The 13,461-nt window shown below is 75.8% G+C and carries 13 protein-coding genes and 1 pseudogene; 6 read left to right on the top strand and 8 right to left on the bottom strand.

What is annotated here, in order from left to right:
* Positions 1–208 precede the first annotated feature (208 nt).
* The 4 genes and pseudogenes from ACWPXV_RS07470 to ACWPXV_RS07455 all read left to right on the top strand — a co-directional run bounded on the left by ACWPXV_RS07470 (position 209) and on the right by ACWPXV_RS07455 (position 5,201).
* On the top strand, positions 209–1,924 hold the full coding sequence (locus ACWPXV_RS07470; RefSeq protein ID WP_454084648.1) for a DUF885 domain-containing protein: 1,716 nt from the start codon (positions 209–211) through the stop codon (positions 1,922–1,924).
* Between the two features lie 122 nt (positions 1,925–2,046).
* A pseudogene (locus ACWPXV_RS07465) lies at positions 2,047–2,571 on the top strand (Maf family protein); the annotation flags it as partial.
* 125 nt (positions 2,572–2,696) lie between these two features.
* Positions 2,697–3,068: a hypothetical protein gene (locus ACWPXV_RS07460; RefSeq protein WP_454084647.1), complete on the top strand. Its 372-nt coding sequence runs from the start codon at positions 2,697–2,699 to the stop codon at positions 3,066–3,068.
* 318 nt (positions 3,069–3,386) lie between these two features.
* Positions 3,387–5,201, top strand: coding sequence for an acetyl/propionyl/methylcrotonyl-CoA carboxylase subunit alpha (locus ACWPXV_RS07455; RefSeq protein ID WP_454084646.1), 1,815 nt, complete (start codon positions 3,387–3,389; stop codon positions 5,199–5,201).
* A gap of 3 nt (positions 5,202–5,204) precedes the next feature.
* On the opposite strand, the gene ACWPXV_RS07450 is transcribed toward ACWPXV_RS07455, so the two are convergent.
* A complete protein-coding gene (locus tag ACWPXV_RS07450) occupies positions 5,205–6,125 on the bottom strand; it encodes an NUDIX domain-containing protein (protein WP_454084645.1) in 921 nt (306 codons plus the stop codon).
* A gap of 159 nt (positions 6,126–6,284) precedes the next feature.
* Here ACWPXV_RS07450 and dapD point away from each other — a divergent pair, with 159 nt between their 5' ends.
* Positions 6,285–7,238 carry a 2,3,4,5-tetrahydropyridine-2,6-dicarboxylate N-succinyltransferase gene (dapD, locus tag ACWPXV_RS07445; protein WP_454084644.1) on the top strand — a complete coding sequence of 318 codons (954 nt, stop codon included), beginning with the start codon at positions 6,285–6,287 and terminating at the stop codon, positions 7,236–7,238.
* A complete protein-coding gene (locus ACWPXV_RS07440) occupies positions 7,231–8,082 on the top strand; it encodes a hypothetical protein (protein ID WP_454084643.1) in 852 nt (283 codons plus the stop codon). The genes dapD and ACWPXV_RS07440 overlap by 8 nt, the downstream gene beginning before the upstream one ends.
* Here ACWPXV_RS07440 and ACWPXV_RS07435 read toward each other — a convergent pair.
* The 7 genes from ACWPXV_RS07435 to ACWPXV_RS07405 are packed head-to-tail and all read right to left on the bottom strand — an operon-like array spanning position 8,079 to position 13,455.
* Positions 8,079–8,918 carry a hypothetical protein gene (locus tag ACWPXV_RS07435; RefSeq protein WP_454084642.1) on the bottom strand — a complete coding sequence of 280 codons (840 nt, stop codon included), beginning with the start codon at positions 8,916–8,918 and terminating at the stop codon, positions 8,079–8,081. The two genes, ACWPXV_RS07440 and ACWPXV_RS07435, sit on opposite strands and share 4 nt — an antisense overlap.
* Positions 8,915–9,664, bottom strand: a complete 750-nt coding sequence (locus ACWPXV_RS07430; protein WP_454084641.1) for an ABC transporter ATP-binding protein — start codon at positions 9,662–9,664, stop codon at positions 8,915–8,917. Before ACWPXV_RS07430 ends, ACWPXV_RS07435 begins: the two co-directional genes overlap by 4 nt.
* Positions 9,661–10,299 carry a YIP1 family protein gene (locus tag ACWPXV_RS07425; RefSeq protein WP_454084640.1) on the bottom strand — a complete coding sequence of 213 codons (639 nt, stop codon included), beginning with the start codon at positions 10,297–10,299 and terminating at the stop codon, positions 9,661–9,663. Before ACWPXV_RS07425 ends, ACWPXV_RS07430 begins: the two co-directional genes overlap by 4 nt.
* The gene (locus ACWPXV_RS07420; RefSeq protein WP_454084639.1) at positions 10,296–10,580 is read right to left on the bottom strand and encodes a hypothetical protein; all 285 of its coding nucleotides are present in this window, start codon (positions 10,578–10,580) and stop codon (positions 10,296–10,298) included. Before ACWPXV_RS07420 ends, ACWPXV_RS07425 begins: the two co-directional genes overlap by 4 nt.
* A 13-nt stretch (positions 10,581–10,593) precedes the next feature.
* The gene (locus tag ACWPXV_RS07415) at positions 10,594–11,136 is read right to left on the bottom strand and encodes a hypothetical protein (protein ID WP_454084638.1); all 543 of its coding nucleotides are present in this window, start codon (positions 11,134–11,136) and stop codon (positions 10,594–10,596) included.
* Between the two features lie 2 nt (positions 11,137–11,138).
* Entirely contained in the window at positions 11,139–11,834 is a 696-nt protein-coding gene (locus tag ACWPXV_RS07410; RefSeq protein ID WP_454084637.1) for an ABC transporter ATP-binding protein, read from the bottom strand.
* A complete protein-coding gene (locus ACWPXV_RS07405) occupies positions 11,794–13,455 on the bottom strand; it encodes a hypothetical protein (protein WP_454084636.1) in 1,662 nt (553 codons plus the stop codon). Before ACWPXV_RS07405 ends, ACWPXV_RS07410 begins: the two co-directional genes overlap by 41 nt.
* Positions 13,456–13,461: the final 6 nt, after the last annotated feature.

Raw genomic sequence — 13,461 nt, 5'->3', positions numbered from 1 at the left:
TGTGTGGAGGTCCCGCCCGGAGTCGACGGGCGAGGCCGCGGTCCCAGGTCGCGCCCACTGCCGGAGGAGGGGGAGAGCCGCTCGAAGAGACCCCCGTCCTTCACCCTCGCTCTCACCCTCGTTCGCCGCGGGACGTGACCTGGCTCTCCTCCGGGGCCCTCGTGTCGCGTCCCTCGGGGGGACCGTGTAAAGGCATACGCTCGACCGTGTGACCAATTCCCGTGGCAGCACCGCCCTCGACACCATTGCCGAGCAGTACGTCGTCCGTCTCGCCGAGCTCGACCCCGTCGCAGCCACCTCCCTGGGAATCCCCGGCCACGACGACGAGCTCCCCGACCTCTCGCCCGACGGCCAGCTGGCGCGGGCCGAGGCCGCCATGGAGGCGGTCGCCCGGGTGGCCGCCACCGACGCCGTCGACGAGGTCGACGCGACGACGAAGGCCGCCATGGCCGAGCGCCTGGGGCTGGAGGTCGAGCTGTACATGGCCGGCGAGCTCGGCCGCGAGCTCAACGTCATCGCCTCCCCCGTCCAGGACCTGCGGGACGTCTTCGACCTCATGCCCACCGACACCGCCGGTGACTGGGAGTGCGTGGCACGCCGGCTGGCCGCCCTGCCCGAGGCGATGTCCGGCTACCAGGAGGCGCTGCGCGCCTCGGCCGCCGACGGCAAGGTCGCCGCCCTGCGCCAGGTCGAGGCGTGCATCGTCCAGGCCGAGGAGCTGGCGGCGGAGGGCACCTCGTTCTTCGACAGCTTCGTCGACGGCGCCCGGCCGGACGGCGCCGAGCCCACCGGCGCTCTCGCCGAGGCACTGGCCGGCGGCGCCACCGCCGCGCGCCGCGCCTACGGCGAGCTCGCCCAGATGCTGCGCGAGGAGCTCGCGCCGCGCGCCGGCACGCAGGACGCCGTCGGCCGCGAGCGCTACTCGCTGTGGTCGCGCCACTTCCTCGGCGCCGTCGTCGACCTCGACGAGACCTACGAGTGGGGCCTTGAGGAGCTCGCCCGCGTCACGGCGGAGCAGGAGGCCGTCGCCGCCCGGCTCTACGGGCCGGGCACGAGCCCGGCCGAGGCGATGGCCCGCCTCGACGCCGACCCGAGCCGCCAGCTCCACGGCACCGAGGCGCTGCGGGCCTGGATGCAGGAGACCTCGGACCGCGCGGTGAGCGAGCTGACCGGTACGCAGTTCGACATCCCGGAGCCGGTCCGCCGCCTCGAGTGCCGCATCGCACCGACGCAGAGTGGCGGGATCTACTACACCGGTCCGAGCGCCGACTTCTCCCGGCCCGGACGGATGTGGTGGTCCGTGCCCGCGGGCGTCACGGAGTTCAGCACGTGGCGCGAGCTCACGACCGTCTTCCACGAGGGGGTCCCCGGGCACCACCTCCAGATCGGCCAGACCGCCTACCGCTCGGAGCTGCTCAACACCTGGCGCCGCCTCGCGTGCTGGGTGAGCGGCCACGGCGAGGGGTGGGCCCTGTACGCCGAGCGCCTCATGGCCGACCTCGGCTACCTCGACGACCCCGCGGACTACCTCGGCATGCTCGACGGCCAGCGGCTGCGCGCGGCACGCGTGGTGCTCGACATCGGTGTCCACCTCGGCAAGCCCGCCCCTGCCCAGTGGGGCGGCGGCACCTGGGACGCCACCAAGGCGTGGGAGTTCCTCAAGGAGAACGCGAACATGGCCGAGGGCTTCCTCGCCTTCGAGCTCGACCGCTACCTCGGCTGGCCCGCCCAGGCGCCGTCCTACAAGGTGGGCCAGCGGCTGTGGGAGCAGCTGCGCGACTCCGCCCGGGACCAGGCCGTCTCGCGCGGGGAGGCCTTCGACCTCAAGGCCTTCCACCGGCGGGCGCTCGACGTCGGCTCGGTGGGTCTGGACGTCCTGCGCTCCGCCGTCCTCGGCCGCCCCGAGGCCACCGTCCGCACCTGACCACGGGGGCGAGGACGAGGCTCACGTAGGCTCACTGCCCGTGAGACTCGTCCTCGGCTCGGCCCCCCGCCCGCCTCGCCACCCTCCGCGCCGCCGGCCTCGACCCGGAGGTCCACGTCTCCGCCGTCGACGAGCCGGCCCTCCTGCGCGCGGCGGGCGAGGACGCCACCCCGGCCGACCAGGTGCTGCTCCTCGCCCGCGCCAAGGCGCGGGACGTCGCGCCGACCGAGCGGGACGCCGTCGTCGTCGGGTGCGACTCGATGCTCGAGCTCGACGGCGAGGTGCACGGCAAGCCCGTCGACGCGGCCGAGGCGGTCGCCCGCTGGCGACGCATGCGCGGCCGCTTTGGCGTCCTCCACACCGGCCACTGGCTCGTCGACACCCGCGAGGCCTCCGCGCCGGAGGCCGGCGCCGTCTCGTCGACCACCGTCCACTTCGCCGACCTCAGCGACACGGAGATCGACGCCTACGTCGCGACGGGCGAGCCGCTCGTCGTCGCCGGCGCGTTCACCGTCGACGGGCTCGGCGGCCCCTTCGTCACCCGGATCGAGGGCGACCACCACGGCGTCGTCGGCATCAGCCTGCCGCTCCTGCGCACGCTGCTCGCGGAGCTCGGCGTCGCGATCACCGACCTCTGGGCCCGCTGACACACCTCCTCCCCTCCGCCGACAGCGGGATTCCGCACGGCCCGGTGCGCGGAGGCCGCCACAGCCCGCTCCCCCGGGGAGGGGACTTGTACTCTCGGCGGGAGGGCGAGGGACGGGGTGATGGGGTGAGCGACCTGCAGTGTGCGGCGACGCTCGTCGTCGTGGACACGGCCGCTGGCGGCGAGGCACTCCGCGCCCGGCGCGCGGCAGCCGTCGTCTCGACGCCCGGCGCGTACGACACCGCCGCCGACCTCGCCCAGCTGCTCGAGGTCGCCCGCCGGGACCTGCCGGAGGACGCCACCTCGCCCGAGACCCTCGTCCGCGCCATCGACGACCTCGCCGACGAGTACCGCGGGGAGTGCGTCGCCGTCGTCGTCACGCCGGAAGCGCTCGCCGCTCTGGCCGGGCTCGTGCTCCCTGGCGGACGCGGCGCCCTCGTCGTCGAGATCGACGGGGACGGTCACCGGTGGGGACCCTGGGCTGCCGGTGGCAGGTGAACCCGGAGAAAGCCGGCTGTCGCGGGTAGGTGGGCTCTCGGCGGGACAGGGGACCGGGGCGGGATCCTGCTGTCGACGGGGAGGGTTGAGCGGCGGACGAGGCGCGGGCTGTGCGGGCACGACAAGCGGCGCGCCGGCGCGGCACCCCTGCCCCCGCTGCACTTGTAGGGTCGGCACAACTCACCCGCGAGGGACTTGCGCCTGCCGACAGACTTGCCCGGCGCGACGGTACCTGGATAGGAGTGTCGCCGCCGGGCGGCTACCGTGGGTCGGTCCGGGCGCTGGCCCCGGGGCCCTGGCGAACAGATCGGAGCATTCATGACGAGCACCTCTGGAGCGTCGTCCACCCGGCGCCCGCTGACGAAGGTGCTCATCGCCAACCGCGGCGAGATCGCGGTGCGGGTCGCGCGCGCCTGCATGGACGCCGGGATCGCCTCCGTGGCCGTCTACGCCGACTCCGACCGTGACGCCCTCCACGTGCGGCTGAGCGACGAGGCCTTCGGCCTCGGCGGCTCCCGTGCGGCCGAGACCTACCTCGACGCCGGCAAGCTCCTCGACGTCGCCCGCCGCAGCGGCGCGGACGCCGTCCACCCCGGCTACGGCTTCCTCTCCGAGAACGCCGAGTTCGCCCAGCAGGTCATCGACGCCGGCCTCGTGTGGATCGGCCCGCCGCCCGCGGCCATCCGCGCCCTCGGCGACAAGGTGAGCGCCCGGCACATCGCCAGCGCCGCCGGTGCGCCCCTCGTCGCGGGCACGCCCGACCCCGTCGAGTCCGCGGACGAGGTCCTCACCTTCGCCGACGAGCACGGCCTGCCGGTCGCCATCAAGGCCGCCCACGGTGGTGGCGGGCGCGGCCTCAAGGTCGCCCGCACCCGCGAGGAGATCCCCGAGCTCTTCGACTCCGCGGTGCGCGAGGCCAAGGCCGCCTTCGGTCGCGGGGAGTGCTTCGTCGAGCGCTTCCTCGACCGTCCCCGCCACGTCGAGACCCAGTGCCTGGCCGACGAGCACGGCGCCGTCGTCGTCGTCTCCACCCGCGACTGCTCCCTCCAGCGCCGTCACCAGAAGCTCGTCGAGGAGGCGCCCGCGCCCTTCCTCACCCCCGAGCAGGACGCCCTGCTCCGCGAAGCGTCGACCGCGATCATGCGCGAGGCGGGCTACGTCGGGGCCGGCACCTGCGAGTTCCTCATCGGCGCCGACGGCACCGTCTCGTTCCTCGAGGTCAACACCCGCCTGCAGGTCGAGCACCCGGTGACCGAGGAGGTCACCGGCATCGACCTCGTCCGCGAGCAGCTGCGTGTCGCGGCCGGTGAGCCGCTCGGCTACACCGAGGTGCCCACCCGCGGCCACAGCATCGAGTTCCGCATCAACGGGGAGAACCCGGCCGCCGGCTTCCTGCCCGCGCCCGGCACGATCTCCTCCCTCACCTGGCCCGGTGGCCCGGGCGTGCGCGTCGACACCGGCGTCTCCGCCGGCGACACCGTCTCCGGGGCCTTCGACTCCATGCTCGCCAAGCTCATCGTCACCGGCGCCGACCGGCAGCAGGCGCTGCAGCGCGCCCGCCGGGCGCTGCGCGAGCTCGAGATCACCGGCATCCCCACGGTCCTGCCCTTCGCGCGCGCCGTCCTGGACGCGCCGGAGTTTGCCGCCGCGGACCCCTCCTCCTTCACCGTCCACACGACGTGGATCGAGACCGACTTCGCCGAGCGCCTCTCCCAGCTCGGCGCGCCGGAGGCCCCGACCGCGGTCACGCCCGACGACCCCGACGACGCGACCGAGCGGGTCGTCGTCGAGGTCGGGGGCAAGCGGCTGGAGGTCGTGCTGCCTGCCGGCCTGGGCATCGGGGCCGGCCGCGGGGGCCGTGGTGCGGTCCGCCGTCCCGCCCGCCGCAGCGGCGCACGCGCCGCCGCCGCCTCGAGCAACGGCTCCCTCACCTCCCCCATGCAGGGCACGATCGTCAAGGTCGCCGTCGAGGACGGCGCGACGGTCGCGGCCGGTGAGCTCGTCGTCGTCCTCGAGGCGATGAAGATGGAGCAGCCGCTCGTCGCCCACCGGGCGGGCACGGTGCGCGGCCTGCAGGCGGCCGTCGGCCAGACCGTCTCGGCCGGCACCGTCATCTGCGACATCGACGAGTAGCGGCTACCCGAGCACGAGGGACGGTCCCGCGGCCCGGGCGCCGCTCGCCTCGACGCGCCCACGCAGCTCACGGTCGGCGGTGACGACGACGACGTCGGCCCCCTCCCGCACGTGCCGCTCGGCCTGGGCGGCGATCTCGTCGTCGCCCTCCCCCGGCGCGTCGACGACGTCGACCCGGCCCACGCCGTCGGCCGCCGGGACCCCGGCGGCGCCCCTCCGCCCCTCGGCGACGAGGACGACGTGCGGGTACCAGGTGTGCCCGGGCAGGCCGACGCGCTCGGCGGGCAGGCCGGTCGTGGCGAGCGTGACGAGCTCGTCGCGCAGCCGGGTGGTCGCGGCGGCGCGGTCACGCCACCAGCCGTCGGGCCGCGAGCCCATCGTGTTGGCGCCGTCGACGACGAGCACGAGCCGGCGCCCGAGCAGCGCGCGCAGCGCCGGGAGCGCGTCCGCGAAGGCCGGGAGCAGCGGGCGGTCCCGCACGTCGGCGCCCTCGACCCATGCCACCCCCAGGCTCTCCGGGTCGCTGACCCGCGGTTCGACGTTTTCCACCGCCTCGGCGACGACGGTCGTGTAGGACCAGTCCGGGTGCTCGAGGCGGTGGCTCGCGCGCACCGCCATGCCCGACGGCGGGAGAGCGGCCTCCTCCCGTGCCTCGCGCAGCGCCCCCTCGACGTCCGTCTCGCCCGGGTCGACCGCCCCGCCGGGCAGACCCCAGGTGCCGCCGTGGTGGCTCCACAGCGCCCGGTGCTGCAGGACGACGGCGTAGTCGTGCGGGCCGGTGGCCGGGTGGTGCAGCGGGCGCCACAGCAGCAGTCCCGCGGCGCCGTGGCGGCCCCAGTGCCGGTGCCCGCAGCGGCACTCGACCCAGCCGTCACCGGGCCGGTGCGGCGAGCGCGGGTCCGGCGGGGTCAGCGAGTCGGCCACCGCCCCACCCTGTCCCGCCACCCCCGACCTCCGCAATCGGTGGCCCCCTGCGCCGGCCCGGCGGCCGGCCCACCAGCGTCGACGTCCCGGGAGGACGGCGTGAGGCGGCGCACACGGACGGCGTCCGGGGTGTCCCCGGGCCCTCGTAGGCTGTCCCCCATGACGGCACGTCTCGCACGCGGAACCGGTCTGGCCACGGTCACGGAGGAGGGCATGGTCCTCGACGTCTGGTACCCCGACCCCACGGTCGACGGCGCCGAGGGGACCGGCTCCACGGCCACCACCGCCCTGCCGGTCGCCGAGCGCCGTGATGAGGCCCGCGGCGTCCACAGCCGGGTCGTCACCGCGGAGATCGACCTCGACGCCCCTCCCACGAGCACCGTGGACGCCTACCTGCGCCTGCACCTGCTCTCCCACCGCGTCGTGTCGCCGAGCTCCCTCAACCTCGACGGCATCTTCGGGGTGCTGCCCAACGTCGTGTGGACCTCGGCCGGACCGTGCGCGGTCGAGGGCTTCGACCAGACCCGGGTGCGGCTGCGCGCCCGCGACGGCCACCTCACCGTCCACGGCGTCGACAAGTTCCCGCGGATGACCGACTACGTCGTCCCCAGCGGCGTGCGCGTCGCCGACTCCTCCCGGGTGCGCCTGGGCGCCCACCTCGCGCCGGGCACCACCGTCATGCACGAGGGCTTCGTCAACTTCAACGCCGGAACGATGGGCCGCTCGATGGTCGAGGGCCGCATCTCCCAGGGCGTCGTCGTCGGGGACGGCACGGACGTCGGTGGCGGCGCCTCGATCATGGGCACGCTCTCGGGCGGCGGCGAGGAGCGCATCACCATCGGCCAGCGCTGCCTGCTCGGCGCCAACAGCGGGATCGGGATCTCCCTCGGTGACGACTGCGTCGTCGAGGCCGGCCTCTACGTCACCGCCGGTACGAAGGTGACCGTCCTGACGGCCCCCGGGGACTCCGCCGCCTCCCCCACGGTCGTCGCCGCCCGCGAGCTGTCGGGCCTGCCCAACCTGCTCCTGCGGCGCCACTCCGTGACCGGCGCCGTCGAGGCACTGACCCGGACGGGGACGGGCATCACGCTCAACGACGCCCTCCATGCGTAGCAGGATGCTGCGCGGCACCGTCGGGGTGCTCGCGCTGGTCGTGCTCGCCGTCGGCGGGGTGGCGCTCCTCCTCACGCGGCTGGTGCCGGACCGCGTGAGCGAGACCTGCGCCGTCGTCCTCGACGACGGCACCCGCCACGTCCTGGACGCGGACCAGGCGGACAACGCCGCCCTCATCACCGCCGTCACCGTCCGCCGGGGGCTGCCCGCCCGCGCCGCGACCATCGCGCTCGCGACGGCGGTCCAGGAGTCGAAGCTGCGGAACATCGACTACGGCGACCGTGACTCGCTCGGGCTCTTCCAGCAGCGCCCCTCCCAGGGCTGGGGCACGCCGGAGCAGGTGACCGACCCGGTCTACGCGACCAACGCCTTCCTCGACGGCCTCGTCCAGGTGCCCGGGTACACCGAGCTGCCCGTCACCGAGGCCGCCCAGACCGTCCAGCGCTCCGGCTACCCCGAGGCCTACGCCGACCACGAGCCGGAGGGCCGCGCCTTCGCCTCCGCCCTCACCGGGCACTCCCCCGCCTCCCTCACCTGCCACCTGCCCGCGCCCGACGACGGCGCGGACCCGGCCGCCGCCGTCACCGCGCGGCTGGAGCAGGACTTCGGAATCACGACGACGGTGGCCGACGGCGCCGTCGTCGTCGCGGCCGCCGCGCTGCCCGGGGAGGACCCGCAGCGGATGGCGTGGGCGGTGGCGCACTGGGCGGTGGCGACGGCGGTCGAGACGGGTGCGACGACGGTCGAGGTCGCCGGGCAGGTGTGGCAGCGGTCCGGCGGCAACGAGGCAGGCTGGGAGCCGGCCGACGGCGGCGGCCCGGGCGACGGCGTCCGGATCTCCTAGCGGCACACCCGGGCGCGCAGGGCCGCCGGCGCGAGCGCCAAGCAGGCGGCGGTGACGGCGAGCGCGCCGAGCACGGTGAGCACCCACCCGCCGTCGACGTGCTGGGAGCCCCACGCGAGCGCCTTGAGGTGCGTCCCCGGCAGCAGCCGGGGCTCGGTCGCGACGATGAGCAGGACCGGCTCGACGAGCGCGGACCAGCCGAGCACCAGCGCCGCTGCTGCCATGGGCGAGCCCGTCGCCAGGACGAGGAGGAGGGAGACGGCGAGGACGAGCGCCCCGAGCACGACCGTCCCGGCGAGCACGGAGGCGACGAGCAGGACCGTCTCCCCGTGCAGCCAGCCGCCGAGCCCGCGGCCTCGCGCGACGAGGATCACCGCGGTCCCGGCCACCGTCCCCGCGGTGGCCGCGCTCGCCAGGGCCGCCCACCGGCGGGTGGCGTGCAGCCACGCGGCGAGGACGAGCTGGCGCGGTGCCAGGCCGGTGGACAGCTGCACCTGGGCGAGCCGGCTGCGCAGGTCGCGGCCGACCGACGGGGCGATGAGGAAGACCGCCAGCACCGCGACCTGGGGCGCGAGGAAGCGGGCGACGGCGCTCGCCCCGGCGGGTTCACCGAAGCCGCCCACCGTGTAGGGCAGGCCCGCGCCCTCCGAGGGCACGGTGCCGCCCGTGACGGCGGCCAGCCCGGTGACGAGGACGGCCACGAGGAGCCCGAGCACGAAGGCACCCGCCACCGCCGGGCGCACGCCGCGCGCCTCCCGCTTGAGCGACTCGGCCGCCCACGCCCGGCGCAGCCCACCGGCAGGTGCGGTGGCGACAGCGACGGCGACGGCGCTCATGCGACGACCCCCATGCCGGACGTGCCCGCCGGCGCCATGAGCGCGCCGAGACGGTCCGCCAGGCCGGGGACCGCCGGCGGTGCGGGCGTCGCGCCGAGGAGGTCGGCGAGCTCGCCCTCGTGGACGGCGCGGCCCCCGCGGAGCACGACCACCCGGTCGCACACCCGCTCGAGCAGGTGGACGTCGTGGCTGGTGACGACGACGCAGCGCCCCTCCGCCGCGGCCGCGCGGATGATCGTGGCGAGGCCGAGCACGGCGACGGGGTCCAGGCCGTTGGTGGGCTCGTCGAGGAGGACGACGTCGGGGTCGCGCAGGAGCACGGTGGCGAGGGACAGGCGCTGGCGCATGCCCATCGACAGCTGGCCCGCGCGCACGCCCGACGCCCCGCCGAGGCCCACCTGCTCCAGGGCCTCGCCCACCCGTCGGGCCGGCACCCCGGCCGAGGCGGCGACGACCTCGGCGTTGCGCCGGACGCTGTGCCCGTCGAGCAGGGCGGGCCCGTCGATGACGGCACCGACCCGGTGGACGTAGCGGTGCGGCGCGTCCAGCGGGTGGCCGAGGACGGTCCCGCCTCCCGCCGTCGGGCGCAGGAGACCGCACAGCACCCGGAGGAGGGTCGACTTGCCCTCCCCGTTGGTCCCGACCAGGCCGGTGACGCGCCCCTGCGGGAAGGAGGCGCTGACGCCGTCGAGCACCCGGCGCGTGCCGCGCGCCGCGACGAGGCCGTCGAGCACGACCCCGCTCATCCCAGCACCGCCTCGGCGAGCGGGCTGAGCAGCCCGACGAAGCTCGACAGGAAGGTGACGACGACGCTCGCGGTGCGGCCCAGGCCCAGGGCCCGGCGGCAGGCGAGGAACAGGAGGACGGCCGTCCACACGAGGAAGGGGTCGGCCATCTGGACGAGCCAGGACCGCTCGGCGTACCACTCGGCGCCGGCCACGAGGGTGACACCGGAGATGACGACCTGCCGCAGCACGAGGGGCAGGATCGCGAAGAGCCAGGCCGTGGTGATGCGGCGCACGGTCGCGTCGGTGCCGGCGACCCGTACGGAGAGGCTGAAGACGAGCAGGTGCATGAGGAGGAGCACCAGCTGGAGCACGAGGGCGGCGACCCCCAGGGCCACGGCGATGAAGGGGGCGTTGGGGACGAGCTCGACCGTCTCCGGGTTGCCCGCGAACTCCCGCGCGAGCGCGTCGCTGGCGACGACGCCGGTGAGGAGCGGGGCCAGCGGCAGGACGGCGAGGAGGAGCAGCACGACCGGGCGGGCGGCGCCGTCGCGGTCGAGGGAGGCGAAGAGCCGGGACGGGGAGCCGAGCACCACGAGCAGCGGTGCCCGGACCGCGGCCGGCGCAGACGCCGTGGGCGCGGGCGCGGCGGTCATGACGTGTGCTCCAGCACCATGACCCCCGTGGCGACCGCGACGTAGCCGACGACGACGGCGCACAGCGCCACCCGCATGGCCGTCGAGCGGACGAAGGGCAGGAGGAACAGCAGGCTCACGGCGAGGATGCCGAGGCCGACCGTGATCCCGAGGACGCCGGGGACGAGGAGGATCGCGACGAGCGCGAGGAACGGTGCGGCTCCCACCGGCAGGAGTCGCAGGAGCACGTTGCCCGGCGGCTGTGCTCCCGTGCTGGCGGACCGGTCGAAGAGCGTGTCCATGGGGTCTCCTTGGTCAGATGACGGTCGACTCGAGCGCCGCGGCGGCGACGAGCAGGACGGTTCCGGCGGCGGTCCACGCCGTGGCGGCGAGGACGGCGCGGGTGAGGGCGCGGGCAGGGGCGGTCCCGCGGACGTAGGACCACACCCACACCGCGCCGTGGAGGCCGGCGCCGGTGAAGGCGACGAAGGCGAGCAGCTCCGGCAGGAGGTGCGGGACGAGGGCGAGGGTGCCGCCCCAGCCGAGGTCGGCGACGTGGGCGCCGAGGACGTAGCCGGAGGCCACCGAGCCGACGGCCGCGACGCCGGCGGCGCCGACCCCGAGCGTCAGCCAGCCGAGGACGCCGATCGCCAGCCCGAGGCGCAGGTTGTGGCGCAGGACGTCGAGGCCGCCGAGGTCGGTCCCGCCGGGGGCGACCTGCTCGACCTGGTGCCCGACCGCCCCGGCGACGAGGAGCGGGAGGAGGACGACGACGGCGGCCGTCACGCCCAGCGCGGTCTCGCGCCGCCGGGGAGCCGTCTCGCGCAGCCCGGTGGCCGCTCGCGTCGGCGCCAGCACGCTCACCACCTCACCCGCCCGGCCGGCCCGACGGCGTCGGGCAGCTCGGCGGGCCCGTCGGCGGTGACGGTGCCCCGCTCGACGACGACGCGGCGGCGCGCCACCCCGCGCATGTCCCCCACCGTGTGGGCGACGACGACGACGGCCCCGCCACTCTCGGCCCAGGTGGTGATGAGCCCGCGCAGCAGCTCGGCGGTGTCGCCGTCGAGCCCGTTGAACGGCTCGTCCATGAGGACGAGCTCGGGCTCACCGACGGTGAGCAGGGCGAGGGAGAGCCGCTGACGCTCCCCGAGGGAGAGGTCACGGCCGAAGGAGCGGGCCACGTGGTCCAGCCGCAGCTGCGCGAGCAGCGCGGCGGCGTCGACGCGGCGCTGCCAGAAGCGGGCGAAGAACTCGACGTGCTCGGCGACCGTGAGGACGTCGTAGAGCACCGGCGCGTCACCGAGCAGCGCGGCGCGCAGCCCCTCGCGGGTGGTGACGGTGCCGTGGGACGCCGTCACCTCACCGGCGAGGAGCCGGAGCAGGGTGGACTTCCCGGCACCGTTGGGGCCGCTGACGAGGACGACGTCCCCGGTCACGACGGTGAGGTCGACGTCCTGGAGGATGCGGGAGTCGCCGATCTCGACCCCCGCTCCGGCGAGGTGGGCGAGCACCGGGTCAGACCCCGGTGGCGGCGCGTCGGCGTGCTGCAGTCGCACGGGTGTCTCCCTTCACGAGGTTGCGGTGGACCGCCGGGGCCAGTCGGCCGGCGGTGGCGTGGGCGGCGGGGACCGCGGCGAGCACCGCGAGCACCGTGACGGCGACGGGCACCGCCCCGGTCCACACCGAGGCGAGCACGACGAGCGGGGTGGTGGTGGCGACGACGACCGCGGTGACGACCCCGCTCGCCAGCCGCACGGAGGGCTCCAGGTCGGCGATGCCCAGGTCCTTGCGGAAGAGTGCCGGACGGTGCGCGGAGCCGACGACGACGCAGACGGCCTCCCCCACGGCCGCGACGATGGCGACCACCGCCATGGCACCGAGCGCCGCCCCGGGCCATGGCGCGACGACGTGGACGAGCCCGGCGCAGGCGAGGCCGACGACGGCGAGGATGGTGGCGGCGACGGCGGACTTCGCGGCGAGGTAGCCGCGGTAGGCGGCCGGGTGCCAGCGCAGCAGGCGCAGCGTGGGGCCGTCGGCGTCGGAGGTGAGGAGCGGGGTCAGCGCCTCGGAGGCCATGCCGAGGATGACGACGACGAGCCCGGCGTTGGCGAGGGTGGCGAGATGGCCGAGGAAGGGGTCCGCGGAGGTGGCGGCCACGACCTGCCCGGCGAGGCCGACCCCGACGAGCACGGGCAGGAGGGTGAGGACGTCGTCGAGGAGCTGCCAGGCGGGCAGGCCACGGCGCAGCAGGAGACGCAGGTCCTTGTCCGCCGTCGCCCGCGCCGGCGTGAGCGGGAAGGGTCGGGTGGTGCGCCACCGGTGCCCACCGGACAGCCGGCTGCGTACCCGGTGAAGGTTCGTGGGCAGCGCGAGGTGGGCGGCAGCGAGGCCCGCGGCGAGCGCCAGCGCGGTCGCGCCGCCGCACAGCGCGAGCCCCTCGGAGGTGCGGAGCACGGCCAGGACCGACTCGACGCGCGGGTCGGAGAGGAGGGCACCGGGCCAGGACGTGAGGTCCCCGCCCTCCCGCCCCGCCGTGAGGAGCACCGGCGCGACGGTGACGGCGAGCGCGGTGAGCACCACCGGCACGAGCAGCCCCAGCCCGAAGAGTCCCGGCCCGACGAGGACGGGCGGGAGCCGCAGGACGAGGGTGAACAGAAGGCAGGACAGCGTCATGGCGAGGCCGGACGCCGCGACGTACAGCAGCCCGGCGCCCGCGAGGGGCACGAGGGCCTGTCCCGGCGTGCCGGTGACGAGAGCGGCGATGGCGACGGCGAGCCCGAGGAGGAGGAGACCGACGGTCTGCGGGACGAGCTGGGTGAGCCAGACCCTGCCGAGGTAGAGGTCGGCGCCGCGCAGCGGGGTCCGGGAGACCAGCCGGAGGTCGGCCTGCTCGTAGGCGGTCACCGCGCCGGCCGGGCTCAGGCCGGTGAGCACCCGGAGCAGCGCGAGCACGAGCAGGAGGGCGGCACCGCCCTCGAGCAGCCGGTCCCGGCCCTCCCCCGCTGCGGGCAGGAGGCCCACGAGGACCAGGCACGTCGCCACGGTGACGGCCACGGCGAGCGTGACCACCAGCGCGACGACGTGCCTGCGCGTGGGCAGCAGCCCGGGGACCCGGACGGTCCAGGCACGCTGACGACGGAGGACGTCCATCCGCCACAGCACCCACGCGTTCCTCATGTCAGC

This window comes from Georgenia sp. Marseille-Q6866, from assembly GCF_965111665.1.
Note: the sequence above shows the minus strand (reverse complement) of the source record. Positions and strands in the feature narration are given on the sequence as shown.

Excerpts from the sequence above, each read along its gene's own strand:
- ACWPXV_RS07455 (WP_454084646.1), top strand. The coding sequence starts at position 3,387 with ATGACGAGCACCTCTGGAGCGTCGTCCACCCGGCGCCCGCTGACGAAG.
- dapD (WP_454084644.1), top strand. The coding sequence starts at position 6,285 with ATGACGGCACGTCTCGCACGCGGAACCGGTCTGGCCACGGTCACGGAG.
- ACWPXV_RS07440 (WP_454084643.1), top strand. The coding sequence starts at position 7,231 with ATGCGTAGCAGGATGCTGCGCGGCACCGTCGGGGTGCTCGCGCTGGTC.
- ACWPXV_RS07435 (WP_454084642.1), bottom strand. The coding sequence starts at position 8,918 with ATGAGCGCCGTCGCCGTCGCTGTCGCCACCGCACCTGCCGGTGGGCTG.
- ACWPXV_RS07430 (WP_454084641.1), bottom strand. The coding sequence starts at position 9,664 with ATGAGCGGGGTCGTGCTCGACGGCCTCGTCGCGGCGCGCGGCACGCGC.
- ACWPXV_RS07425 (WP_454084640.1), bottom strand. The coding sequence starts at position 10,299 with ATGACCGCCGCGCCCGCGCCCACGGCGTCTGCGCCGGCCGCGGTCCGG.
- ACWPXV_RS07420 (WP_454084639.1), bottom strand. The coding sequence starts at position 10,580 with ATGGACACGCTCTTCGACCGGTCCGCCAGCACGGGAGCACAGCCGCCG.
- ACWPXV_RS07405 (WP_454084636.1), bottom strand. The coding sequence starts at position 13,455 with ATGAGGAACGCGTGGGTGCTGTGGCGGATGGACGTCCTCCGTCGTCAG.